The organism is Ruegeria haliotis, from assembly GCF_013377785.1.
Lineage (GTDB): Bacteria > Pseudomonadota > Alphaproteobacteria > Rhodobacterales > Rhodobacteraceae > Ruegeria > Ruegeria haliotis.
In genome coordinates, this window is record NZ_JABXWT010000009.1 from 58,485 (window position 1) to 84,278 (window position 25,794).

Below are 25,794 nucleotides of genomic sequence, written 5' to 3' on the forward strand. Positions count from 1 at the left end.
GACCAACCGGCCTCAATTCGCTAATCGGCCTGAGGTACGATAGCGCAAAAGGAGCCCTCATGTCCGGACACGGCACGCCCATCCCGATGACCTCGCATCCCTGCGGCCCGCTGACTGGCACGGCAGAGGTGCCCGGCGACAAGTCGATCTCGCACCGGTCTTTGATCCTTGGGGCAATGGCGGTGGGTGAGACCAAAATCTCGGGACTTTTGGAAGGCGAAGATGTTCTGGACACCGCCAAGGCCATGCGCGCCTTTGGGGCCGAGGTCACGGATCACGGTAATGGTGAATGGGCGGTGCACGGCGTTGGCGTCGGTGGTTTTGCGGAACCCGATCAGGTGATTGACTGCGGCAATTCTGGCACCGGCGTTCGGTTGATCATGGGCGCGATGGCGACCTGTCCGATCAGCGCGACCTTTACCGGCGATGCCAGCCTCAACAAACGCCCGATGGCGCGTGTCACTGACCCATTGGCGTTGTTCGGAACGCAGGCTGTCGGCCGTTCCGGTGGTCGGTTGCCGATGACTATCGTAGGCGCGGCCGAGCCGGTTCCGGTGCGCTATGAGGTCCCGGTACCATCTGCGCAGGTGAAATCTGCGGTATTGCTGGCCGGGCTGAATGCACCCGGCAAGACAGTTGTGATCGAGAAAGAGGCCACGCGCGACCACTCCGAACGTATGCTGGCCGGATTTGGGGCAGACGTCACGGTCGAGGATACGGACGAGGGGCGCGTGATCACGTTGACCGGACGTCCCGAGCTGAAGCCTCAGGTCATCGCTGTTCCACGCGATCCGTCCAGCGCGGCTTTTCCCGTTTGCGCGGCTCTGATCACTCCGGGGTCGGATGTGTTGGTGCCCGGAATCGGCCTGAACCCGACACGTGCTGGCCTATTCACTACACTGCGTGAGATGGGGGCCGATCTAACTTATGAGAATGAGCGGATCGAGGGCGGCGAGCCGGTTGCCGATCTGCGCGCGCGCTTTTCGCCCGACATGAAGGGTATCGAAGTTCCGCCGGAACGCGCGGCGTCGATGATCGACGAATACCCTGTGCTGTCGGTGGTTGCGGCCAATGCCAGCGGGACCACGATGATGGGCGGCGTGAAAGAGCTGCGGGTCAAGGAAAGCGACCGCATTGATGCGATGGCGCGGGGTCTGCGCGCCAACGGTGTGACTGTGGAAGAAGGTGACGATTGGTGGTCCGTTGATGGGCTGGGCATTGGCCGCATCCCAGGCGGCGGCACATGCGAGAGCTTTCTGGATCACCGCATCGCCATGTCTTTCATGGTTATGGGTATGGGTGCAAAAACCCCGGTATCGGTCGACGATGGTGGCCCGATCGCAACATCTTTCCCGATCTTTGAACCCTTGATGGCGTCGCTAGGTGCGCGCGTAGACCGTACATGAGCTTTGCGGTCGCGATCGACGGCCCTGCTGCGGCAGGCAAGGGGACGATCTCGAAGGCCGTTGCGGCGCATTTCGCATTTGCTCATCTGGATACGGGGCTGTTGTATCGCGCTGTAGGGCGGCGGACGTTGAACGGAACCGATCCGGTTGCCGCCGCACAGGATTTGACGGCCGAAGAGCTTGCACAAGGCGACTTACGTACTGCCGAGATTGCACAGGCGGCCTCGAAAGTGGCTGTCATCCCTGAGGTCCGCGCGGCACTGGTTGATTTTCAACGCGCCTTTGCCCGGCGGGCAGGGGGGGCCGTGTTGGATGGGCGTGACATCGGAACAGTGATTTGTCCGAAAGCGGACGTGAAGCTGTTCGTCACTGCCAGTGCCGAAGTCCGGGCTGAACGCCGTTTTCTGGAACTCAACGCCAAGGGGGCGGACGTGACGCGCGCTCAGGTGTTGTCGGATGTGCAGGAACGTGATGCGCGGGATGCCGAACGCAGTACCGCACCGATGAAACCTGCCGAGGATGCCATCTTACTGGACACTTCGGATCTGAGCATTGATGAAGCGTTGGCTCAGGCAATTGAGGTCATCGAAAGTATGCTGCCCGCGACGCGGTGACGTCGCAGGCAGCCTGATCAGGTCAGATTACAGCTCGCCGACGGCGATGCTTTTGATATTCGACCATTGACTGTCGGCGGTTTTCGAAGTGCCGCTCACGTCCTCCAGAAAGCTGGCCCGGGTCGCTGCGTTCAGGAACAGGTACAGCTTGCCATCCGCAACCAGATACTGATCCGGATCGCCGTCGAATTTTTTGCCGACCGACACGCCAAACGAGCAGAACCCGCCATGCTGCGGCAGATAAGCGGCTGGGTTTGCCTCGAACGCTTCGCGGTTTTCAGCGGTGGTAAAGTAGTAGGACGCGCCGTCGTAGGTGGCGGAGTGGGTTGCGAACCCGTCAACCGGGTTGCCGTCATTGACCAGCGTAACAACATCGACGCCATGAACGGCCAGAGGCGCGCCAGCGGCCGAGATACCGCTCGAGACGTTGATCTCATCTGCGGCAAAGGCGGGGGCTGCGATCAGAGGCACGGTCGCGATCAAAGACGCCAAAATCAGAGATTTCATTGTGATTTCCTTTTTGCTTTCAGGTTCGGGTCGAGCTGAGCGTCGACCGCTGTAGCAAAGATAGAAACGTTAATCCGAACGTACTATGACAGAAAATACGCTACTCTTTGCAGATCGTTCAGAATTCTGAATTATCAGAAAAACCCGTTCACCAAGCTTTGTTTGGTCAGTGCGCGGATCGACACCTATGGTTGGACTGTCGTCTGCAGGAGAATGACCATGATACGACTTGCCCTTGCGCTGATTTTTATGGCTGGAAGCTTGGCCGCCCAAGAGGCGGAGCCACCGATGGACTATGAGAGGTTGGGCAAGATCATCTTTGCCCTCGACCCTGATGCGCAACCCACCGGCCCGGGGTTCGAACTGACAATCTCGGACGTGCCAGTGCTGGTGATCACCGATGTCAATGCAGACAGAATGCGGGCGATGGTAGCGATCAGCAGCGCCGCAGATTTGTCGCCCGAGGACCTGCAACGCATGATGCAGGCGAATTTTGACAGCACGCTGGATGCGCGCTACGCGATCGCCAATGGCACCTTGTGGGCTGCGTTCATCCACCCGTTGTCTCGGCTGGACAGAGACCAGCTGATCTCGGGACTGGCCCAGACGGTGAACATCGCCAATACGTACGGCACCCTGTATTCCGGTGGTGTGGCGGAATTCGGAGGGGGCGACAGCAATGATCTTCAGCGCGCTCTGATCGAAGAACTTCTGAAGAAAGGCGAGGAAATCTGACACACGCCTAGAATTTGCGCTTACCCTGATGTCAGCCTTTCTCGCAGAAGCCATCATGCTGAGGGAGATAGCGGCAGGGTTTGCTTCGAACGCCTCGCGGATTTGTGCGGAACCGGGGGCGGAGGATCTGTCAATGTGGATTACGGGGCCGGATGTGTATGCAGGCCAGGGCGCCATAGGCCCTAGCTGGATGCAGGAAAGCTGCTATAGTTTCCCTAATAAAGCGAAAAGGGAAAGCTGCTATACAAACCCAAAAAGGGGAAAGCAGCTACATAATTCCCTAAGCCAACAGGGACTGAAAACATGAATAATCGTTTACGCAAAATCACCATTGTGGGTGGTGGCACGGCAGGTTGGATGACCGCGCTGATCTTGGACATGGTGCTTTCCCGCACTTCAAGGCAAATGGATCGCCCGCGCATCTGCCTGATTGAGAGCCCCAACATCGCCACCGTGGGTGTAGGCGAGGCCACGGTGCCGCGCATGCCGGTCACACTCCGTCAGGCGGGCATTTCAGAGCGGGATTTTTTCCGCGAGACCAACGCTTCGTTCAAACTGGGTGTGAAGTTTTGCAATTGGAACAAGGACGCCAAGGGTAATCGCATCGATTATGTGAACCCTTTTGCCCACGGCCAGATGTTGGAGGGGTTGGAGTCTGCCGAGTATTTCTTGCGCTTTGGCAATGGAGATCGGGATTTTACGCAGTCCATCTCGCCGCACGATGATCTGGGCCGCCTGTGCAAAGGCGCGCGGCAGTTGGGTCAGTCCGAATTTGAGCAGCGGTTTGGCTATGCGTATCATCTGGACGCTGTGAAATTTGCGGGCATGCTCTCTAAGGTCTGCACCAAGCGCGGCGTGGAGCATATCCAAGACGAGGTGCAATCGGTTGAGCTGGATGAGCAGGGCAACGTCAGCCATCTGATGTTAGAGCGCAGGGGCTGCCATGACATCGAGATGGTCGTAGATTGCACCGGGTTTCGTGGGTTGATAATCAATAAAGCACTTGGCGAACCGTTTATGGACTATTCGGACTATCTGCCAAACGATCGCGCCCTGGCGTTGCAGATCGAGCATCCCAACCCAGAGAAGATCGAAAGCCTCACACGGTCTACTGCACTTGGCGCAGGTTGGACATGGCGGGTGCCGCTCTATAACCGTGTGGGCACGGGCTATGTGTTTTCATCCGCGCATCGTACCGATGATCAGGCGGCAGATGAATACCTCGAATGGCTGGGTGACAGCGGCAAGGGTGCGACGCCGCGCGTGATCCCGATGCGTATCGGGCGTGTGCGCAATGCTTGGGTCAAAAACTGTGTGGCGATCGGTCTGTCCGGCGGGTTTATTGAGCCGTTAGAGAGTACTGCGATCCACATGGTTGATCATGCGGTGCGCTGGTTCGCAGAGCACTTGCCCACGCGAGACATCGCGCCGTCACTGCGGACAAGATATAATCGGCAGATGAATAATCTCTATGACGAAGTTCTGGATTTCATCTGTTTGCACTATCGATTGGGCAACCGCACCGATGACCAATACTGGATCGACGCGCGCACCGAGATGAAAATACCGGACCGGTTGGCGGAAAACCTGGAATTGTGGCAGCACCGCCTGCCACTGGAACACGATATCGAGTTCGCAACGTTGTTTAACTTTCGCGTCTATCAGACGGTTCTTTTGGGTAAGCAGGTTTATGATACGGGCTACGGTGCTGGCATCCGCGATCGTCTGCGGCCGTTGAAGAGACCAATTTGGTTCCAGTGGTTGAGGGGCGCAAATGTGGAGCTTGCGAAGATACTCAAATCGATGCCGGATCACAAAACGCTGCTGCGCGATATCCGAGGAGAGTTGAAGCAACCAGCCTTTGGCCAGGCGGCAGCGGTGAAACCGACGGTGGCGATGCCGGGCGTGGCACCGGCACCCGTGACGATCCAGAACATGCCGAACCACGCTGAAATCCAAAGCGGCGCAAAGGATTTGCAACTGTTCTAGAAGTTCTTTGCGCTCTGCGCATATATTTTGAGGCAAAGTTGAAGGGCGGAGAGTAATATCTCTGCCCTTCAACGTGAGCTAATCGTGGAATTTTCGATGAAAGGGGAGAAAACCCAAGCGACCGCAAAGGGTATCATCCCATTGATAAGAGGATCAGCGCCTCTTGATCACGCCATAAATGAGATATAATAACATATCATAAATTGACACCAAAAAGAGATTTGTTTATGCCAGCTGCAATCGCTTCTTCACGTGACTTATGGCTTGGGCGCCGAACCAGTCGAAACCTTCGTACACATCTGACGCGCAGAAAGCGGCAGGGGCGCACTATGCAGGCTTATGATACGCTCCCTTCAACGTTGCGACATTGGTTGGCCGAAGCATGTCTGCCTTGGAGCCCGTCCTCGGCACTGAAAATCTGGGAAAATGCCGGAGGAGATCGCAATCCAGAAGCCGCGTTGGAACGGCTGGACACGATTGAGCGGTCAATGCTGTGCCGCGATGCACGTATTTGGGAGGTGAATGCCTAAACCAATCGGGCGGGCAAATCCTTTGTAACCCATACGGGGCAGGGCTTTGCACTTGCACAATCCCGCCAAACGGCCTATACGCGCGCTGTCACGACAAGGGCGGTCAACGTCCGGATGACGTATCTGAGCAGGGCCGGGTTACCTCGGCCCTTTGTGTTTGTTGTCTCCGATACGCACCGAACCACGTCTGGTGACGCCATGAAACAAGACCGGCGGAAACAACCGCTCGGCCAGTAAAAACGTATGTAAAGGAAAACACTGCCAGATGGCTGATACAACCATGGAGGAATTCGAAGCCCTCCTGAACGAAAGCTTCGAAATGGACACGCCCGAAGAGGGTTCTGTTGTCAAAGGCAAGGTTCTCGCGATCGAAGCGGGCCAGGCCATCATCGACGTCGGCTACAAAATGGAAGGCCGCGTTGATCTGAAAGAATTCGCAAATCCCGGCGAAGCCCCTGAAATCACTGTTGGCGACGAGGTCGAAGTCTACCTGCGCGCCGCAGAGAACGCCCGCGGCGAAGCCGTCATCTCTCGCGAGATGGCCCGCCGTGAAGAGGCATGGGACCGTCTGGAAAAAGCATATGCTGACGACCAGCGCGTCGAAGGTGCAATCTTTGGTCGCGTCAAAGGTGGCTTCACCGTCGATCTGGGTGGCGCAGTTGCGTTCCTGCCCGGTTCGCAGGTTGATGTACGCCCCGTGCGCGACGCAGGCCCACTGATGGGTCTGAAGCAGCCGTTCCAGATTCTGAAAATGGACCGCCGCCGTGGCAACATCGTTGTTTCGCGTCGTGCAATCCTGGAAGAATCACGTGCCGAACAGCGCGCCGAAGTTATCGGTAACCTGACCGAAGGTCAGACCGTCGAAGGCGTGGTCAAGAACATCACCGAATACGGTGCGTTTGTTGACCTGGGCGGTGTTGACGGCCTGCTGCACGTCACCGACATGGCATGGCGTCGTGTGAACCACCCGTCCGAAATCTTGACGATTGGCGAAACCATCAACGTCCAAGTCATCAAGATCAACAAAGAGACCCACCGTATCAGCCTCGGCATGAAACAGCTGCAGGACGATCCGTGGGATCTGGTTGCTGCGAAATACCCGCTGAGCTCGGTGCATCAGGGTCGCGTCACCAACATCACCGATTACGGCGCGTTCGTCGAGCTGGAAGCCGGTGTCGAAGGTCTGGTGCACGTGTCCGAGATGTCGTGGACCAAGAAAAACGTCCACCCTGGCAAGATCGTTTCGACCAGCCAGGAAGTCGACGTCATGGTTCTGGAAATCGATGGCGCCAAGCGTCGCGTTTCCCTGGGCCTGAAACAGACTCAGCGTAACCCATGGGAAGTGTTTGCTGAAACACACCCCGAGGGCACCGAAGTCGAAGGCGAAGTCAAGAACATCACCGAATTCGGTCTGTTCATCGGCCTCGAAGGCGACATCGACGGCATGGTTCACCTGTCGGATCTGTCCTGGGACGAGCGCGGCGAAGATGCCATCCAGAACTACCACAAGAACGATGTGGTGCAGGCTGTCGTCTCGGAAGTGGATGTTGAGAAAGAGCGTATCTCGCTGTCGATCAAAGCCCTGGGCGGTGACAAGTTCGCCGAAGCCGTGGGTGGCGTGAAGCGCGGCTCGATCATCACCGTCGAAGTGACCGCAATCGAAGATGGCGGCATCGAGGTGGAATACGAAGGCATGAAATCCTTCATCCGCCGCTCGGATCTGTCACGTGACCGTGCCGAACAGCGCCCCGAGCGTTTCTCGGTCGGTAACAAGATCGACGTTCGCGTCACCAATGTTGACAGCAAGACCCGCCGTCTTGGCCTGTCGATCAAGGCACGCGAAATCGCCGAAGAGAAAGAGGCCGTGGAACAGTACGGTTCTTCCGACTCGGGCGCGTCGCTGGGCGACATTCTGGGTGCAGCGCTGAAATCCGGCGACTAAGCCTGGACTGCATCCCGAACACGACTTTTCGGCCCCGCGCAATTGCGCGGGGCCGTTTTTGTTGCGAATCAATATGTTCCGATTTCTCGTGTTATTCCGGGTATCGCTCGCGCATTAAGTGTGGAAATTCGGCTAACAGGCAAAAAATCGCGTGAGATTGCCGCAAAATGATCTCTGATCGCACAGAGATTGCTTTCCCCTGATCCGGATTTTTCCCTATACTGTCCAGAACATAGACATGTCACACCGGCCGCCTGGGAGGGTATCACGCATGATCCGTTCAGAATTGATTCAGAAAATTGCCGACGAAAACCCGCATCTCTATCAGCGGGATGTCGAGCGGATCGTGAATACCGTATTCGAAGAAGTCACAGACGCCATGGCGCGTGGCGATCGGGTCGAACTGCGCGGGTTTGGCGCGTTTTCGGTCAAACAGCGGGACGCCCGCGTTGGTCGTAACCCAAGAACGGGTGAAACAGTGCAGGTCGAGGAAAAATGTGTACCATTTTTCAAGACTGGCAAGTTGCTACGGGATCGATTGAACGGTAAAGCCTGACCTCATGATGCGCTACCTTCGATATGCTTTTCTGGTGACCTTGGGAATCATTTTGATTTCGGTGTCGCTGGCCAATGTTCAATCCGTCGAACTGAAGCTGATGCCAGACGCTCTGGCCGAACTTCTGGGCTTTAATCTCAGTACATCATTGCCGCTGTTTCTGATTGTACTGGGTGGCGTTGTTGCCGGGCTGGTCATCGGCTTCATGTGGGAGTGGCTGCGCGAGCATAAGCACCGCCGCGACGCGACCACGAAGAAAAGCGAAGTCCGCAAGCTTGAGCGCGAGGTCAAGAAGCTCAAGAAAAAGCAGAATGAAGGTCAAGACGAAGTGCTGGCCCTGCTGGATGAGGCAAGCTGAGACGGCCCAATGTCCGATGATGTTAAGTTCAAGATTTGCGGTTTGACCGCCCCCGAACATGTGCGTGCTGCCGCAGATGCCGGTGCGGGCTATGTCGGCTTTGTCTTTTTCCCCAAATCGCCGCGCAATCTTGAGCTTCCTGCAGCGGCCGAGTTGGCGCATCTGGTTCCGGCTGGAATTGCCAAAGTGGCGTTGGTCGTGAACGCCTCGGACGAAGAGCTAGATCGAATCGTATCCACAGTTCCTCTGGACATGTTGCAACTGCACGGCAAAGAAAGCCCCGATCGTGTGGCCGAAGTTCGGGACCGGTTCGGGTTGCCGGTGATGAAGGCTGTTGGCATTGCCGAAGCCGAGGATCTAGCCGCCATTGATCTTTATTCGGACATCGCAGATCAATTGCTGATCGACGCCAAACCACCCCGTCAGTCCGAATTGCCGGGGGGTAATGGGTTGGCGTTTGACTGGCGTTTGCTGGCCGGGCGAAAATACTGGCGTCGTCCCTGGATGCTGGCCGGTGGGCTCACGCCTGAAAATGTGGTTGAAGCTGTCAGAATGACCGGAGCACAGCAGGTTGATGTGTCGTCCGGGGTCGAGCGCGCGCCGGGTGTGAAGGACACATCCCTGATCCACGCCTTCGCAACATCCCTTCGGTGATCTGATCTGGGCCGTAATGTGTATCCCTCGAACGCGAGGGATAGATCATGCCCGTGGCATTCCGAGGCCACGAAAGGATGCGATTTGCGATGGCAAATCCCTGCGCCACCTCCTATGAACAACGGGTATGACGAGGGAGACATCCATGGCCAACGATCTTTTCAATTCCTTCATGTCCGGTCCCGATGAACAGGGCCGCTTTGGCATTTTCGGCGGACGGTTTGTCAGTGAAACGCTGATGCCGCTGATCCTGTCGCTGGAAGAGGAATATGAGAAAGCCAAGGATGACCCCACCTTCTGGGCCGAGATGGATGATCTGTGGGCCAACTATGTCGGACGCCCTTCGCCGCTGTATTTTGCGGAACGGCTGACCGAGCATCTGGGCGGTGCTAAGGTCTATCTGAAGCGCGATGAGCTGAACCATACCGGCGCCCACAAGATCAACAACGTGCTGGGTCAGATCATTCTGGCGCGGCGTATGGGCAAGACGCGGATTATCGCAGAAACCGGGGCAGGGCAGCACGGCGTTGCGACTGCCACCGTCTGTGCCAAGTTTGGCCTCAAGTGCATCGTCTACATGGGCGCGCATGACGTGCAGCGTCAGGCGCCAAACGTATTCCGCATGCGCCTGTTGGGGGCCGAAGTGATTCCAGTAACTTCGGGCCGTGGCACGCTGAAAGACGCAATGAACGACGCGCTGCGTGATTGGGTGACCAATGTGCGCGACACATTTTACTGCATTGGTACCGTGGCCGGTCCGCACCCGTACCCGGCAATGGTTCGTGATTTCCAGTCGATCATTGGCAAGGAAGCCAAGGAACAGATGCACAAGGCCGAAGGCCGCTTGCCCGACACACTCATCGCTGCGATTGGCGGTGGGTCAAACGCGATGGGCCTGTTCTACCCGTTCCTCGACGACAAGGACGTCAACATCATCGGCGTCGAAGCTGGGGGTAAGGGCGTGAATGAAAAGATGGAGCATTGTGCCTCGCTGACTGGTGGCCGCCCGGGCGTGCTGCACGGCAACCGCACCTACCTGCTGCAGGACGATGATGGGCAGATCCTCGAAGGCTATTCGATCTCGGCCGGTCTGGATTATCCCGGTATAGGTCCCGAGCATTCGTGGCTGCACGAAATCGGACGCGCGCAATATGTCTCGATCACCGACCTTGAGGCGCTGGAAGCGTTCCAGCTGTGTTGCGCGACCGAAGGCATCATTCCTGCGCTTGAACCCAGCCACGCGCTGGCGCATGTGATGAAAATCGCGCCTGATCTTCCCAAGAATCACATCATTTGCATGAACATGTGTGGCCGTGGCGACAAAGATGTGCAGACCGTCGCGCGTTACCTGAAGTTCGATATGTCGGATACCGAGGGCCGCGCAGCTGACTAGTCGCTGACGCGGCCCAACGGATTGAACCGGTCCCATGTTGGGGCCGGTTTCTTTCTATTTTTCGTGCAGAATGGTTTCGAAGCCCTCAAACTGCGGTGGCCCCATGAGGGGGGATTGGGTTTTGTTGTTTTCTGCGTTCTTGTGCGCGTGGCGGAACTGTTCGGATTTGGTCCATGCCTCGAAATCTTCCCGGCGGTCCCAAATCACATGGCTGGAATACAGGCGATACCCGTCCCCTTCTGGCCCTTTCAGCATCCGGAATTCCTGGAATCCCTGTAGTTCTCTCAGGCGGCCTTGGCGTTCTCTCCAGGTGGTTTCGAAATCCGCTTCGCTGCCCAGCCGGACCTTGAAGCGATTCATAGCAATAAAACTCATGGTTTACCTCTTTTAAGCGCTATCGGGTGCTGGCTGGACGCGGTCGTGGCTGGCTTTCGACATAGACGAAATTTTTGGTGTCGCGTCAATTTGCGCCGACAGCGTGTTGATGCAGAATGTTCAAAGGGACGATGTCCAGGGCCCGCTGATGGGTCGCCTCCAGATGAACTTTGGGCGCGCACCCTTCGTCATGAGCTTGTAAAAAACGCGCTGCGCACAGACACCAACTGTCTCCGGACTTGAGGCCGGGAAAATCGAATTCGGGCCGTGGAGTGCTCAGATCGTTGCCGACATATTTCGAATAAGCCAGGAATTCGGCCGTCATGATGGCGCACACTGTGTGACTGCCCTGATCCTCGGGGCAGGTGTTGCAGGCGCCGTCACGAAAGAATCCAGTGACCGGGTCGCGCGAGCAGGGGGCCAGGACGCCCCCCAGTACATTTATGCTGTCCTGTTTTTGCATGTGCCCATCTTACAGCTTTCGGGCGATGTTGCGGAACATTTCGATATTCTGCGCATTGACGCCGGATGTGCGAAACTCGCGATCCGCCCCGGTGGTGACGATGAGGACATTGCGCGCCTGATCAAAGTAGATGTATTGGCCATAGACGCCGCGTGCGAAGAATTCTCCGTCTTGTGCATCAACCGGAATCCACCATTGATAGCCATAGCCTGTCCTGCCGGGTTCGGTGGGGGCACTGGCGCGTGTTGCCTCGGCGATCCATTCGGCTGGCACCAGCTGTTGCCCATCATGATTGCCGTTTTGCAGGATCATTTGACCGAAACGGGCAAAGTCACGGGTGGTAAAGTTCAATCCGCCCAACACAAATGCCACTCCGGCACCGTCGGTGATGTAATAACCGTCGCGTTCAAGCCCCAAGGGTTGCACGATTTTTTCAGTCATCAGCTCGGTCACACTACGACCGGTTGCACCGCGGATCACTATGCCGATCACATGGGTGTCGATTGAAACATATTGCCAGATATCGCCCGGCGTTGCGAAACTGTCTTGCAACGCGGCCGCGAAATCATCCAGTTCCCCGCCCAAAGCGACCACGCGACCCATGCGGTTAATGTCGGAGCTGGGGTCCAGGTAATCCTCGTTGAAAGTCACCCCGCTGGCCATGTTCAGCACATTGCGGATTGTTGCATCCTCGTAAGCACTGCCTTTCAAATGTGGGGCGTATTCCACGACCAGATCGTCCAGCGAGTTGATTGCGCCTTCCTCCAGCAATATCCCCAAAAGGGCCGACAGGTAGCTTTTGGCAACGGACCAGGATATCCGGCGGTCTTCGGCTGCGGTGCCCAGATAGTATTCCTCAAACCGGATTTGTCCGCTCTGCATCACCAGCAAAGAGGTTACGGACCGCTCATCGATCCAGGTATCGGTTCCCTCGGGCAGGTCAAAGCCGGCACCATAGGGCAGCTCCCAGGTCGGCGCGTTGCCGCGTGGCAGATCGGCTGTCAGAAAGGCTTCGTTCATATGAGAAAAGTTGTGAACGATCTTTTCTTCCGAAAACAGCGAGTTCACGGCCATCAGACGCTGTATCTCTTCGCGTTTCCACAGCCCGACGACAACGGCTGCAAGTGCCAAAGCCAGAATGATGCGCAACAGCCACTTAAACACAGGTCTCATACGGTGCCTCCCTCTTCGATCGGCATTGGAACGCGAGGTTGGTTACTCCGCAATCACGACGTTACGGAAAGAGCAGACAGATCACTTGAACTTGTCCATGAGTTTCTGCATCGCCGACCGCTCATCTGCCACCGGTTCCGGCTGTGCCTGCGGTTTAGCCTCGGAAGTCGGGGATGCGGGCGATTTTGAGGATCGCGGCGGGGCCGTGCGCAAGGCCACTGCGTTCATGAACTTGCCACCCTCATCCTGCGCCAGATGCGCCGCGCCGTCCGAGACCCCGCGCAGAACGTTGTCCAGCCACTCCCCTTCGGATTTTGCGAAGTCGCTGAGCACGTAGGGTGAAACCATTTCCTTGCGGCCGGGATGCCCAATGCCCAGCCGCACGCGATCATAAGCGGCGCCGATGTGGTCGTGGATCGATCGAAGGCCATTGTGCCCGGCGTGGCCGCCACCGGCTTTGACGCGGACTTTTCCGGGTACAAGATCCAGCTCGTCGTGAAAAACAGTCACATCGGTCGAGTCGAGCTTATAAAACCGCATCGCTTCACCGACAGACTGGCCCGAGCGGTTCATGTATGTCTGAGGCTTGAGCAGCAGGATCTTTTCGGATCCCAATCGCCCTTCGGCGATGTCGCTCTGAAATTTGGATTTCCACGGGCCGAACCCGTGATCCTCGGCGATACGGTCTACAGCCATGAAGCCGATATTGTGCCGGTTCCGGGTATATTTCTGACCCGGATTTCCCAATCCCACAAATAGTTTCATGACAATGCTCCGCGCGTCTGAATTTGCCTGACATCCTCATGCCCGGATTTCGAACGGAAATCCAGTCGAGGCAAACCAGAGTGACGCTCGAAGTAAAGGTATCAGCGTTTAACAAAAAAACGGGGCTCCAAAGGAACCCCGTTCGAAAATCCGAATACTTGGATGCGGATTTATTCTTCTGCTTCTTCCTTGCCGACAACTTCGACTTCGTCAGCCGCGACTTCGCCTTCTTCTTCGTCATCATCCGTGACCAGACCGGTCGGAGCCGAGACATTGGCAATTACGAAATCACGATCGATGGTCGGCTTGGTGCCTTCCGGCAGAACAACCGACGAGATGGTTGCGACGTCGTTGATCTCCATGCCGGTCAGATCGATAGTGATCTTCTCGGGGATGTCGCCAGCGGTGCAGACCAGTTCAACCTCAGGACGGACAACGGTCAGAACGCCGCCCTTCTTGATGCCGGGTGCTTCTTCTTCGTTGATGAACTCAACAGGAATGAACAGCGCGATCTTGGTGGTCCGGCGCAGGCGCATCAGGTCCAGGTGGGTCGGCAAGTCTTTGACGATGTCACGCTGAACGTCGCGGCAGATGACGCGGACGTCTTCCTGGCCTTCAACCTTCAGGTTCCACAGGGTCGACTTGAATCGGCCAGCCTTCAGGCGCTTGAACAGTACGTTGAATGGGATCTGGATTGCCAGCGGGTCTTTGTCGCCGCCAAATACAACGCCCGGAACCATGCCTTCGCGGCGTGCTTTACGAGCGGCGCCCTTGCCTGTCCCCGTCCGTTCCAGAGCTACGAGATCAGGAATCTCACCAGCCATGTTAATTCTCCAATGTTAGGGCGGGCATCCTCCAAGGCTGTATGCCCGCGTGAAGCGGCGTCCATAGCTTGATTCATTGGGTTTGGAAAGGGATTTTTGTCCCTTCAGGTGCGCAGGCGCGTCAATCCTGCCAGCGCCCGCCAAAATCTTCGGGGATCAACAGATTGTGCCGCCCCAGATCGCCCACATTCCGCTCGCCACACAGGGCCATGGTGGTGTCCAGTTCCTTCTGAATGACGTCCAGAGCTGTGGTCACGCCTTTCTGTCCCATCGCGCCCAGGCCGTAAACAAATGCGCGACCGATATGTGTCCCTTTTGCCCCGAGCGCCAGAGCTTTTAGGACGTCCTGGCCAGACCGGATTCCACTGTCCAGATGCACTTCGACATCGTCGCCGACCGCATCCATGATCTCGGGCAGCACGCGGATCGAACTGAGGGCACCGTCCAGTTGTCGTCCGCCGTGGTTGGACACGATGATGGCATCTGCACCCAGTTTGGCGGCCATCTTCGCATCTTCGGCGTCCAGTATGCCTTTGAGGATCACCTTGCCGCCCCATTGCTGCATCAGCTTTTCGACCTTATTCCAATCGAGACTGGGATCGAACTGTTCCGCCGTCCACGCCCCCAGCGATGATGCGTCCGAAATGCCCTCGACATGGCCGACGATATTGCCAAATTCCCGGCGTTTGGCGCTTAGCATTTCTATGCCCCAGCCCCATTTGGTCATCAGGTTTGCGATGGTTTTCGCCGTTAGTTTTGGCGGAGCGGACAAACCGTTTTTCAGATCTTTGTGTCGCTGCCCCAGAATCTGGAGATCCAGTGTGATAACAAGCGCCGAGCATTTCGCATCTTTGGCGCGCTGGATCAGGCGGTTGACGTAATCCGTATCCTTCATCGTGTAGAGCTGAAACCAGAACGGTTTGTTGGTGTGTTCCGCCACATCCTCGATCGAGTTGATTGACATGGTAGACAATGTGAATGGGACGCCGAATTCCTCGGCAGCCTTGGCGGCTTTCATCTCGCCATCAGCATGTTGCATTCCGGTCAGCCCGACGGGGGCAAGTGCTACGGGAAAGGAAACGTCCTCGCCGATCATCTGAGATGCGGTCGACCGTCCGGCCATGTCCACGGCGACCCGCTGGCGCAGGCGGATCTGTTCGAAATCCGAGCTGTTTTCGCGAAATGTTTGCTCGGTCCAGCTGCCGCTTTCGGCGTAGTCGTAGAACATCCGTGGCACGCGGCGTTCGTATATCCGTCGGAGGTCTTCGATCGTGGTAATTACGGGCATTATCAGGGACCTCTCTGGACTGAGTAAGGGTTTGTAACCACTGGATGCCCCGGATCGCAATGTGATCCCGCAAATAAGAAACCGCAGATGGCAAAAAACCAACTGCGGTATTGCTTACTTCAGAGGTTGGATTGCCCAATCAGGCCGAGTGGGCGCCATCGGACAGCGATTTTACAAAATCCAGAACCTCGGTCACGGGCTTGCCCGCTCCGATTTGACTCACGATGGCCGAGCCGACCACAGCGCCATCCGCTATGCTGGCGATGGCTTGGGATTTTTCTGGCGTGTTTATGCCAAACCCAACAATGACGGGCAGATCTGTTGCCGATTTGATCCGTGAGACTTCCGGGCCGACATTCGTGGCCTCAGCCTCAGCTGCGCCCGTGATCCCGGTGATCGAAACATAATACACAAAGCCCGAGGTGTTCTGCAGAACGCGTGGCAGGCGTTTGTCATCCGTTGTCGGTGTTGCCAGACGGATGAAGTTCAGGCCAGCGGCCTGCGCGGGCAGGCAGAGCTCCTCGTCTTCCTCGGGCGGCAGGTCAACCACGATCAATCCGTCAATTCCTGCGGCTTTTGCATCTACCAGAAAAGCGTCTACGCCCCGGCTGTAGATCGGGTTGTAGTACCCCATTAGGACAATCGGCGTCGTATCGTCGGTTTCACGGAAGGCGCGCGCCAGACCCAACGTGCGTTGCAGCGTCATGCCGCTATCCAGTGCCCGCTGTCCGGCGGCCTGAATCGTGGGACCGTCGGCCATTGGATCGGTAAACGGCAAGCCCAGCTCAATCACATCCACACCGGCACCCGGCAAACCCTTTACCACCTCAAGCGAGGTCTCATAATCCGGGTCCCCCGCCATGACATAGGAGACAAAGGCCTTTTTCCCTTCAGCTTTCAGGGCGGCGAACTTGGCGTCGATACGGGTCATCGGATGTCCTTGCAGTCAGGTTTAGACCTGATGTGCAGAAACTTTGCCCGAAAATCAATCCCGCATGGGCGGCGCGGGATCAGAACGCGTAATGGTACCGCAAGAGGAGGGTGTTTACGCCGGGGTTGTCATCTTGTGTGCTGGCGTTGGATTTGTGGGTGATTGCCATCGATACCTTGTTGCCGCTGTCCAAGGTATAGCCAAGACCCAGCAGGCTGCGGATCTGAAATTCACCGCCCAGATCGTTATCATTGTCTGAGGCGTTAAAATACCCCGGCATCACGCTGCCTTCGACAAACCACCGGTCAGACAGTGAATAGATGCCGATCAGGCCCGCTCCGATATGGGTGTTGCCATCCTCGTCCACGGACAGTGCTGCCCCCCAGGTCGCGCCAAACCGGGTCGCTTGATGAAAGGGTTTGTGCTGATATTCCAGTGAAAAGATAGCTAGATCATCCGAGTCGCTATTCGAAAAATCCGCGTACCCGGCGCCAAAAATAACAGATTGAGCCTGCGCCGTTGTGGCTGCAGCGGCCAGTAAAACAGAGGCGAGAATAGATTTTATCATGGCTGTCTATCATTACTTTGTTGGTCGTTGAATGCTAAGTGGTTATGGTAACGTGCCTTTTTCAATTCACACAATAACACGAAAATCGAACATTTTTGTGATGTGTCGAAACGGACTCAGTTTTACATAGCCCGGCGTACGGCTTGCGCATTGACCCGGACCTGCCTAGAAGCAGCCGCGAATGGCATCAGGAGACCATCATGGGCTTTAAAATGGGAATCGTGGGTTTGCCGAATGTAGGCAAGTCGACCCTCTTCAATGCGCTGACCAAAACTGCGGCTGCGCAGGCGGCGAATTTTCCGTTTTGCACGATCGAACCCAATGTGGGCGATGTTGCCGTGCCCGATGACCGGTTGGACACGCTGGCCGCGATTGCGACCTCGAAACAGATCATCCCGACGCGGATGACCTTTGTTGATATTGCAGGTCTGGTCAAAGGCGCCTCGCAGGGTGAAGGGCTGGGCAATCAGTTCCTGGCCAATATCCGCGAAACTGACGCCATCGCCCATGTGTTGCGCTGTTTCGAAGACGGTGATGTGACCCATGTGGATGGCCGCGTTGATCCGGTGGCCGATGCCGACACCATCGAGACTGAGTTGATGTTGGCCGATTTGGAAAGCATCGAAAAGCGCCGCGCCAATCTTGTGCGCAAGCTCAAGGGCAATGACAAAGAGGCACAACAGCAAGAGCGTCTGCTGGCCGAGGCACAGGAGATGCTGGAAAGCGGCAAGCCCGCGCGTCTGGTTGAGGTCAGCGATGAAGACGCCAAGGCATGGAAAATGCTGCAACTGCTGACCACAAAACCTGTCCTTTACGTGTGCAACGTGTCCGAGGAAGAATCCGCCACGGGCAACGAGTACTCGGCCCGCGTCGCCGAAATGGCTGCGGCGCAGGGCAATGCACACGTGATCATCAGCGCCAAGATCGAAGAAGAGATCAGCTTGCTGGAAGACGACGAAGCGCAGATGTTTCTTGAGGAGATGGGGCTAGAAGAGCCCGGCCTCGACCGCCTGATCCGTGCCGGTTACGACCTGCTCAAGCTGGAAACCTACTTCACCGTCGGCCCAAAAGAAGCGCGCGCCTGGACGATCCGCACCGGCACAGCTGCACCGCAGGCCGCCGGTGTGATCCATGGCGACTTTGAAAAGGGTTTCATCCGTGCCGAGACCATCGCCTATGACGATTACATCTCCAGCAATGGCGAGCAGGGCGCCAAAGAGGCCGGTAAAATGCGGGCCGAAGGCAAAGGCTATGTCGTCAAGGATGGCGACGTCATGCACTTCCTGTTCAACACTTGATCATATAGGGCCTTTTCCTGACAGGCGATGAGGTTATCCTGCCTCATCGCAGCTATGCCCCGAGGCCCAACTTGATCGAAATCCGCGACCTGCAATTGCTCAGCGCTTTGGCGCGGCACCGCCATTTTGCCAAGGCGGCCGAGGAATGCGGAATCTCTCAACCTGCGTTTTCGATGCGCATCCGCAATCTTGAGGATCGCCTTGGCGTTTCGATCGTCCGCCGTGCTAACCGATTTCAGGGATTAACCGAAGAGGGCGAGATGATCGTCCAGCGCGCGCGCCGGATCCTCGACGACACCAAGGCATTGGAACAGCAGGTTCTGGCTGCCAAAGGCGAGATTACTGGAACATTAATTCTGGGTGTTATTCCCACCGCAGTTGCCTTTACCGGCCGTCTGATCAAACATTTGCGTCGGGCGCATCCGCGTATTGTCACGCGGATTGAAACCATGTCCGCAACGGCCATTCAGCACCGGTTGGACGAGGGCAGTCTGGATGCAGGCGTAACCTATGGCGACAGCATCGGTACCGATTTGCGGCAGGTGCAACCTCTTTACGAGGAAACGTATGTCTTGCTGGTTCCTTCGCATATGACAGACCGGTCCGACCCGATCCCCTGGGCGCGCGTGGCGGATTTTCCGCTCAGCCTGCTTGAGCCGCAGATGCAGAACCGTCGCATTCTGGATCGTATCTTTGCCGAGCAGGGCCTGCATCCGGATGTTGTTGCTGAAACCAGCGGCTTTACTGCGTCGATGGTGATGGCACGCGAAGGGTTGGCGGCCACAGTTGTGCCACGTGTGCTTGTGCGTGCGTTGGGTGATCTGAAAGGCACGCGGGTTCTGCCGTTGGTCGATCCCGTTGTAAGTAAACCAATATGTCTGGCTACGTTGATACGCGATCCGGAATTGCCCACGGTTGAAGCTTTGCGGGCTGTGGTGACGTCTTTACGGTGATAATCTGTCGTTATCGTGCGATTGGAATTTGCGATTTGACGATATAATATTCTGATGAGAGACGGAACCTCAATCGGAGGGCATTATGGCACCATTAGATACCAAGCCATCAAACGCACCTAAGGGCGTTTGGAAGTCAGGTAAAGGCAAGGGGCGGCACACGCCCAAGGGCCGTCAATTCACGGATGAGGCGCAGGCTGAGATTCATCGCCTGCTGGGTGATCGCCCGCGCCGCCGCGACCTGCTGATCGAATTTCTGCATTTGATTCAGGACGAACACGGCCACATCAGCGCCGACCACATCGCCGCCTTGGCTGTTGAAATGCGCATCGGTCAAGCCGAAATCTATGAGACCGCCACATTCTACGCCCATTTCGATGTGGTGAAAGAGGGCGAGACGCCGCCACCCGCGCTGACCATCCGGGTCTGCGATTCCCTGTCTTGCGAGATGGCCGGTGCCCAGCAACTGCAAAAGGCGCTTGAGGATGGGTTGGATGCATCGCAAGTCCGCGTGTTGCGCGCGCCCTGCATGGGCCGGTGTGATACCGCGCCAGTGCTTGAAATTGGTCATAACCACATCGACCATGCGACCCCCGAAAAAGTTCAGGCTGCCATAAATGCGGGTGATACCCACGCGCATCTGCCTGACTATGAAACTTATGCCGCCTATGTCGGAAACGATGGGTACGCCAAGCTGGCGGAACTGCGGGACAGCGGTGATTGGGAGAAGGTTCAGGAAGATATCCTATCCTCGGGTCTGCGCGGCCTGGGCGGCGCTGGCTTCCCGTCCGGCAAAAAATGGGGCTTTGTTCGCATGAACGAAGGCCCGCGCTATCTGGCCGTGAACGGGGACGAGGGCGAACCGGGTACGTTCAAAGACCGCTACTATCTGGAGCGCACGCCGCATGTCTTTCTAGAGGGTATGCTGATCGCTGCATGGGCGGTCGAGGCCGAGACTTGCTTTATCTATATGCGCGATGAATACCCGGCGGTGCTGGAAATCTTGGCCACTGAGATTGCCGCGCTGGAAGAGGCCGGCATCGTTGCCAAAGGCTATATCGATCTGCGCCGGGGCGCTGGCGCTTATATCTGCGGTGAAGAATCTGCGATGATCGAGTCGATCGAGGGCAAGAAGGGCCTGCCGCGTCACCGTCCTCCGTTTGTGGCGCAGGTTGGGGTCTTTAATCGCCCGACTCTGGTGCACAATGTCGAGACGCTGTATTGGGTCTCGAAGATCTGCCGCGAAGGGCCGCAGATCCTGAATTCCGTTGAAAAGAATGGCCGCAAGGGCCTGCGCAGCTATTCGATCTCAGGCCGCGTGGCTAATCCGGGCGTCTATCTGCTGTCTGCGGGTTCGACCATTCTTGACGTGATCGACGCCGCTGGTGGCATGGCCGAAGGTCAGTCTTTCAAAGCGTACCAGCCGGGTGGGCCGTCCTCGGGCCTGCTGCCTGCGTCGATGGATGACATCCCACTGGATTTTGACACGTTGCAACCACACGGCACCTTCATCGGGTCTGCTGCAGTCGTGGTTCTGTCCGATCAGGACACCGCTCGCGATGCAGCGCTGAACATGTTGCGGTTCTTCGAGGATGAAAGCTGCGGTCAGTGCACGCCTTGCCGGGCAGGTTGCGAAAAGGCGGTGAAGCTGATGCAGGCCGACAAGTGGGATCAGGACCTGCTGGAAGATCTGTGTCAGGTCATGGGCGATGCGTCGATCTGTGGTCTGGGGCAGGCGGCCCCGAACCCGATCCGCCTGGTCATGAAACACTTCGCTGACGAAATCTGAGGGAGACAGAGCCATGCTTGATGCAAGCCCAACCAAGACCGTCACCTTCAACCTGAACGGCGATGACGTCACCGTGCCCGAAGGCACCACGATCTGGGACGCGGCCAATGGCCAAGGCCTGATCATTCCGCACCTGTGCCACAAGCCGCAACCGGGCTATCGCCCCGACGGCAACTGCCGCGCCTGTATGGTCGAGGTGGAAGGCGAGCGCACTTTGGTTGCCTCGTGTATCCGCCCTGCAGCAGAGGGCATGGTCGTGAAAACCGACACCGACCGGGCCGAGAAGTCGCGTGCGATGGTCATGGAGTTGCTGGTGGCCGATCAGCCCGAGCAGCCGCATGATGTTTCCAGCCATTTCTGGGACATGGCCAAGCTGAACGATGTTAGCGACAGCCGATTCCCGGCGAAAGAGACCGAGAAGATCCCGCTGTTGGATGACAGCCACGTCGCGATGCGCGTCAATCTGGATGCCTGCATCAACTGCAATCTCTGCGTCCGGGCCTGCCGTGAAGTGCAGGTGAATGACGTGATCGGCATGGCCGGGCGTGGTCACACAGCCGAGGTGGTGTTTGATCAAAACGACCCTATGGGCGCGTCCAGTTGCGTCGCCTGTGGTGAATGTGTTCAGGCCTGCCCAACGGGCGCTTTGATGCCGGCCACTGTGCTGGACGACAAGCAGCAAGGCGACAGCAAGGACTATGACTCTGAGACCGAAAGCGTCTGCCCGTTCTGCGGCGTCGGCTGCAAGGTCTCGCTGAAGGTCAAGGACGGCAAGGTCAAGTATGTCGAGGGCATCAATGGCCCCGCGAATGAAGGCCGCCTGTGCGTCAAAGGCCGGTTCGGCTTTGACTATATCCACCACCCGCACCGCCTGACCAAGCCGCTGATCCGCCGCGAGGATGCGCCTGCCAAGGGGTTGAACGTCGATCCCGGCAACATCGGCACCCATTTCCGCGAAGCGACATGGGAAGAGGCGATGGATCTTGCCGCCTCCAAGCTGAAAGCGCTGCGCGAAGATGATCCGCGCAATGTTGCAGGCTTTGGTTCGGCCAAATGCACCAACGAAGAAGCCTATCTGTTCCAGAAGTTCATCCGACAGGGCTTCCGCCACAACAACGTCGACCACTGCACCCGTCTGTGCCACGCCTCATCCGTGGCGGCGCTGATTGAGAACGTAGGTTCGGGTGCGGTGACGGCGACCTTTAATCAGGTCGAAAACTCGGACGTGGTCATCATCATCGGCTCGAACCCGATCGAGAACCATCCGGTTGCTGCAACCTATTTCAAGCAGTTCGCCAAGCGTGGCGGCAAGCTGATCGTGATGGACCCGCGCGGCGTCGGCATGCGCAAGTTCGCGGATGAGATGCTGCAGTTCCGTCCGGGCGCGGATGTCTCGATGCTCAACGCGATCATGAATGTGATCGTCGAGGAAGAGCTGTATGATAGCCAGTATATCCACCGCTGGACCGAGAATTGGGAGACCGAGAAGGAACATCTGCGCGCCTTCACGCCTGAGGCGATGGCACCGATCTGCGGCATCGAACCGGAACAGCTGCGTCGTGTTGCACGGATTTTTGCGCAGGCCAAAGCCGGTTTGATCTTCTGGGGGATGGGCGTCAGCCAGCATATCCACGGCACGGACAACTCGCGTTGCCTGATCTCGCTGGCTCTGATGACGGGTAACGTCGGCAAACCGGGCGCGGGTCTGCACCCGCTGCGTGGTCAAAACAACGTGCAGGGCGCGTCCGATGCGGGTCTGATCCCGATGTTCTTGCCGGATTATCAGTCGGTTATGGATGACGGCATCCGCGCCAAGTTCAACAACGTCTGGGATTCGGAAGACTTCTCGAACGAAAAGGGTCTGACCGTCACTGAAATCATTGATCAAGCTTACGCAGGCAACATCAAGGGGATGTACATTCAGGGCGAGAACCCGGCCATGTCAGACCCGGATGTCGGTCACGCGCGTGAGGCACTGGCCAAGCTGGAACTGATGATCGTGCAGGATATCTTTCTGACCGAAACGGCGAACTATGCCGACATCATCCTGCCTGCCTCGGCGCTGTATGAAAAGAACGGCACGGTGTCGAATACCAACCGTCAGGTGCAGCGGGTGCGGCCTGCCGTGGCACCCCCGGGTGAGGCGCGTGAAGATTGGAAGATCACCGTTGAACTAGCGCAGCGGATTGGGTTGAACTGGGATTACACCGACGTGTCTCAGGTATTCGACGAGATGAAGTTGACGATGGCATCGCTGGACAACATCACTTGGGATCGTCTGAAAACCGAAACCATCACCTATCCGTCGCTCAGCGAGACCGACCCGGGCCAGGCGATTGTGTTCGGTGACGGCTTCCCGCGTGCGGGTGGAAAGGCCAAGTTCACCCCAGCCAGCGTCATCCCGCCGGACGAGGCCCCGGATGAAGAATACCCGATGATCGCCACCACTGGCCGTCAGTTGGAGCATTGGCACACCGGGTCGATGACTCGCCGGTCAATGGTTCTGGACGCGGTCGAGCCGGAAGCAAATTGTTCGCTCAACCCCCGTACCCTGAAGCTGATGGGAATTGAGCCGGGCGAGATGATACGTCTGACAACCCGCCGCGGATCCATCGAGATCATGGCACGGGCCGACCGGGCGATTGCCGAGGATATGGTGTTCATCCCGTTTGCCTATGTCGAGGCGGCGGCGAATATCCTGACCAACTCGGCCATTGACCCCTACGGCAAGATCCCCGAGTTCAAGTTCTCGGCCATCCGGGTCGAAAAAATCGAAGCCATCGCGGCGGAGTAACACCACTCATGCGATGTGAAAGGGGCGGCTAAAAGGCCGCCCCTTTGCTTTTGCCGTAACGTCACATTGGAATGCGCCCATCTGACGTCTAGTTGTGAGAACTGCACCACATTTGAATGCAAATTGTGACGCTAAAGTTATTAAGGTGACGCAAGAACACCTATTCCACTCGAAATGTTCACAGGCTAAAAATATCGCTGTTTATTTTTGGCCCGGGTCACACTGAGGGGGCAGGGCACCGATCGAGATGGCGACCAAAATCGAAGGCTTCCCCAGCAGTGGAGCTTTAGGAAACTGACAGAAAAAAAGGGCACATGAAGCTCACGGACGCATATAAACTAGTTAAAAAGGCGAACATAACGCTGGTAATGATGCCGCGTGTATCTGTCACCATGAAGCTGCAAGAGGCTTTTGGTTTCTTTGCGTCCAGAAATTTTCTTCTGTTTCTAGCGCCTCTGATGATGATGCTTGTCGGTGCCACGCCGTCGCTGTTTGCCATGCCGTTAGACGGATTCGGGCGCGCGGTGTATTGGGTTTTTTGTCTGATCGGCTACGCGATTCTTGCCTTTGCCATGCTACTGTCCATGGCAGTGGCGAGCAGGTTCTTTCACATCGGAAAGTTCTTTACGCCGCTCACCTGTCTGCCGATAGCTTTTGGGGCGACAAAGTTTGCCCAATACGGCGCAACGTTGTTCTGCAACATCGTTCTATCCTACAATTTTGTGTATATGCCGTATTTTCTGCCGCAGTATTTTCTGATCCTGGGGGTAGAGCTTATTGTGATGGTCTGGGTGCTGCCGGCCTTTCTAAACCGTGCCAGGGAAAACGCACCCGCAGCAGACGATGCCCAGGAAATGGGTGCATCCGGTGGGGTTATTTCCGCCAACGACAAGAAGTTCCTGCTGCGGGACATTCTGTATATTCAGGCCAACCAGCATTATGTGACAATTCGCACCGAAGATCGGGAAGTACTGGTCCGCTCGACGTTCAAAAGCATTCTGACGCAATTGCCGGAAGATTATGGATTCCAGGTCCATCGTTCGTTCTGGGTGTCCGGCAATGGTGTTGATCTGGGCCGTAGTCTGAACGAGGTTGATTGTGTGGTCCTGTCCTGCGGTACTAAAATCGCCGTCGCGCGCAGCAGGCAGAGCGCAGTGCGCGATTGGTTGACGGATCTGGCGGCCGCTGCCTGACTCATACCACGCCTTTGCGGTCGCTTTGATTGAAAACAAACCCGCTGGACTTGTGACCGTTAAGGTCTGAGCACAAGACATTGCAGTGTGTTGGTGCCTATCAAATATTAGGTCAGTTCTAGCGCTTGGATTTGTGTTCCTTCTGCATGGCTATGCCGAAGGGATTTGGGCGCATCGGAGGTCAGTCAAAATTGATAGACTGACAGTTTCGTTCAGGTGAGGATGTCAAAGTCGCCCGAGGTACCCACTTCCCCGCGAAACTCATACAACATGTATGAAATTTCGCGGAGAGATGAGTGGAGTAATACACTCGTACTCAAAAAAAATTGTTGCTATGTTTGCAGTATTTCTTGCCCAAAACCTCACTCACTTCGAAATAAGGACGTACTCGTTAAACTTAGTCACTCGTTAACGCACCAGAACAATCTTTGTGCTGAAACCAGTTTGCAAAAGCTGGCTTCCGACCGCAACGGGATTGGAACGAACGGTCGGAAATCGAGCACTAACGGTCGACTTTCGTTTGTGTGTCACGAATGGGAAGTCTCAATCTGAAGTTATTTGAGTGGCATGATCATAGCACATGGGTGATCAGGGCGGGCTGGCCGCTGCCGCCCTGCCTTCGTGCTTGGAAAGTGTGCTATGGGCCGTGGGGCTGGCTTCACGGTTGCGTTTTCTGGGATGGCTCTGCGGCGCGGT

General features: G+C 56.8%; 24 protein-coding genes. 15 read left to right on the forward strand and 9 right to left on the reverse strand.

Annotated elements, in window-relative coordinates; genetic code table 11:
* The first annotated feature begins 59 nt into the window (after window positions 1-59).
* Together aroA and cmk are read left to right on the forward strand one after the other, a co-directional pair.
* Entirely contained in the window at window positions 60-1,406 is a 1,347-nt protein-coding gene (gene aroA / locus HW561_RS15040; protein WP_176866160.1) for a 3-phosphoshikimate 1-carboxyvinyltransferase, read from the forward strand.
* Window positions 1,403-2,020, forward strand: a complete 618-nt coding sequence (gene cmk, locus HW561_RS15045; RefSeq protein ID WP_176866161.1) for a (d)CMP kinase — start codon at window positions 1,403-1,405, stop codon at window positions 2,018-2,020. The genes aroA and cmk overlap by 4 nt, the downstream gene beginning before the upstream one ends.
* A 27-nt stretch (window positions 2,021-2,047) precedes the next feature.
* Here cmk and HW561_RS15050 read toward each other — a convergent pair whose 3' ends face one another.
* Window positions 2,048-2,527 (reverse strand): YHS domain-containing (seleno)protein, encoded by a 480-nt coding sequence (locus HW561_RS15050; RefSeq protein WP_176866162.1) that lies wholly within the window; start codon window positions 2,525-2,527, stop codon window positions 2,048-2,050.
* A gap of 219 nt (window positions 2,528-2,746) precedes the next feature.
* Here HW561_RS15050 and HW561_RS15055 point away from each other — a divergent pair, with 219 nt between their 5' ends.
* The 8 genes from HW561_RS15055 (at window position 2,747) to trpB (ending at window position 10,684) form a co-directional block, all read left to right on the forward strand.
* Window positions 2,747-3,262, forward strand: a complete 516-nt coding sequence (locus HW561_RS15055; protein WP_176866163.1) for a hypothetical protein — start codon at window positions 2,747-2,749, stop codon at window positions 3,260-3,262.
* A 303-nt stretch (window positions 3,263-3,565) separates the two neighbouring features.
* Window positions 3,566-5,251 (forward strand): tryptophan halogenase family protein, encoded by a 1,686-nt coding sequence (locus HW561_RS15060; RefSeq protein ID WP_176866164.1) that lies wholly within the window; start codon window positions 3,566-3,568, stop codon window positions 5,249-5,251.
* A 227-nt stretch (window positions 5,252-5,478) separates the two neighbouring features.
* Window positions 5,479-5,781 (forward strand): DUF6525 family protein, encoded by a 303-nt coding sequence (locus HW561_RS15065; protein WP_268952757.1) that lies wholly within the window; start codon window positions 5,479-5,481, stop codon window positions 5,779-5,781.
* Between the two features lie 265 nt (window positions 5,782-6,046).
* Window positions 6,047-7,723 (forward strand): 30S ribosomal protein S1, encoded by a 1,677-nt coding sequence (gene rpsA, locus HW561_RS15070; protein ID WP_176866166.1) that lies wholly within the window; start codon window positions 6,047-6,049, stop codon window positions 7,721-7,723.
* Window positions 7,724-7,994: 271 nt separating this feature from the next.
* A complete protein-coding gene (gene ihfB / locus HW561_RS15075; protein ID WP_037310872.1) occupies window positions 7,995-8,279 on the forward strand; it encodes an integration host factor subunit beta in 285 nt (94 codons plus the stop codon).
* 7 nt (window positions 8,280-8,286) lie between these two features.
* Entirely contained in the window at window positions 8,287-8,637 is a 351-nt protein-coding gene (locus tag HW561_RS15080; RefSeq protein WP_176866234.1) for a lipopolysaccharide assembly protein LapA domain-containing protein, read from the forward strand.
* Window positions 8,638-8,646: 9 nt separating this feature from the next.
* A complete protein-coding gene (locus tag HW561_RS15085; RefSeq protein WP_176866167.1) occupies window positions 8,647-9,291 on the forward strand; it encodes a phosphoribosylanthranilate isomerase in 645 nt (214 codons plus the stop codon).
* Window positions 9,292-9,436: 145 nt separating this feature from the next.
* A complete protein-coding gene (gene trpB / locus HW561_RS15090; RefSeq protein ID WP_176866168.1) occupies window positions 9,437-10,684 on the forward strand; it encodes a tryptophan synthase subunit beta in 1,248 nt (415 codons plus the stop codon).
* Window positions 10,685-10,738: 54 nt separating this feature from the next.
* Here the strand turns inward: trpB and HW561_RS15095 are convergent, their stop codons facing one another.
* The 8 genes from HW561_RS15095 to HW561_RS15130 form a co-directional block, all read right to left on the reverse strand.
* Window positions 10,739-11,059 carry an antibiotic biosynthesis monooxygenase family protein gene (locus tag HW561_RS15095; RefSeq protein ID WP_176866169.1) on the reverse strand — a complete coding sequence of 107 codons (321 nt, stop codon included), beginning with the start codon at window positions 11,057-11,059 and terminating at the stop codon, window positions 10,739-10,741.
* Between the two features lie 85 nt (window positions 11,060-11,144).
* The gene (locus tag HW561_RS15100; protein ID WP_176866170.1) at window positions 11,145-11,522 is read right to left on the reverse strand and encodes a DUF2237 family protein; all 378 of its coding nucleotides are present in this window, start codon (window positions 11,520-11,522) and stop codon (window positions 11,145-11,147) included.
* Window positions 11,523-11,531: 9 nt separating this feature from the next.
* Window positions 11,532-12,695: a serine hydrolase domain-containing protein gene (locus tag HW561_RS15105; protein ID WP_176866171.1), complete on the reverse strand. Its 1,164-nt coding sequence runs from the start codon at window positions 12,693-12,695 to the stop codon at window positions 11,532-11,534.
* A gap of 81 nt (window positions 12,696-12,776) precedes the next feature.
* On the reverse strand, window positions 12,777-13,460 hold the full coding sequence (pth, locus tag HW561_RS15110) for an aminoacyl-tRNA hydrolase (RefSeq protein ID WP_176866172.1): 684 nt from the start codon (window positions 13,458-13,460) through the stop codon (window positions 12,777-12,779).
* Window positions 13,461-13,630: 170 nt separating this feature from the next.
* Window positions 13,631-14,284, reverse strand: a complete 654-nt coding sequence (locus HW561_RS15115; RefSeq protein WP_176866173.1) for a 50S ribosomal protein L25/general stress protein Ctc — start codon at window positions 14,282-14,284, stop codon at window positions 13,631-13,633.
* 121 nt (window positions 14,285-14,405) lie between these two features.
* Window positions 14,406-15,572, reverse strand: coding sequence for an alpha-hydroxy acid oxidase (locus HW561_RS15120; protein WP_176866174.1), 1,167 nt, complete (start codon window positions 15,570-15,572; stop codon window positions 14,406-14,408).
* A 139-nt stretch (window positions 15,573-15,711) separates the two neighbouring features.
* Window positions 15,712-16,503 carry a tryptophan synthase subunit alpha gene (gene trpA / locus HW561_RS15125; protein ID WP_176866175.1) on the reverse strand — a complete coding sequence of 264 codons (792 nt, stop codon included), beginning with the start codon at window positions 16,501-16,503 and terminating at the stop codon, window positions 15,712-15,714.
* Window positions 16,504-16,582: 79 nt separating this feature from the next.
* On the reverse strand, window positions 16,583-17,071 hold the full coding sequence (locus tag HW561_RS15130; RefSeq protein WP_176866176.1) for an acyloxyacyl hydrolase: 489 nt from the start codon (window positions 17,069-17,071) through the stop codon (window positions 16,583-16,585).
* A gap of 200 nt (window positions 17,072-17,271) precedes the next feature.
* Between HW561_RS15130 and ychF the strand changes: the two genes are divergently transcribed.
* From ychF to HW561_RS15155, 5 genes are all read left to right on the forward strand, one after another.
* Window positions 17,272-18,369, forward strand: a complete 1,098-nt coding sequence (gene ychF / locus HW561_RS15135) for a redox-regulated ATPase YchF (RefSeq protein WP_176866177.1) — start codon at window positions 17,272-17,274, stop codon at window positions 18,367-18,369.
* 71 nt (window positions 18,370-18,440) lie between these two features.
* Window positions 18,441-19,322, forward strand: a complete 882-nt coding sequence (locus HW561_RS15140) for a LysR family transcriptional regulator (protein WP_176866178.1) — start codon at window positions 18,441-18,443, stop codon at window positions 19,320-19,322.
* Window positions 19,323-19,407: 85 nt separating this feature from the next.
* The gene (locus HW561_RS15145; protein ID WP_176866179.1) at window positions 19,408-21,111 is read left to right on the forward strand and encodes an NAD(P)H-dependent oxidoreductase subunit E; all 1,704 of its coding nucleotides are present in this window, start codon (window positions 19,408-19,410) and stop codon (window positions 21,109-21,111) included.
* A 13-nt stretch (window positions 21,112-21,124) separates the two neighbouring features.
* Window positions 21,125-23,905 carry a formate dehydrogenase subunit alpha gene (fdhF, locus tag HW561_RS15150; protein WP_176866180.1) on the forward strand — a complete coding sequence of 927 codons (2,781 nt, stop codon included), beginning with the start codon at window positions 21,125-21,127 and terminating at the stop codon, window positions 23,903-23,905.
* A gap of 314 nt (window positions 23,906-24,219) precedes the next feature.
* Entirely contained in the window at window positions 24,220-25,098 is an 879-nt protein-coding gene (locus tag HW561_RS15155; RefSeq protein ID WP_176866181.1) for a LytTR family DNA-binding domain-containing protein, read from the forward strand.
* Window positions 25,099-25,794: the final 696 nt, after the last annotated feature.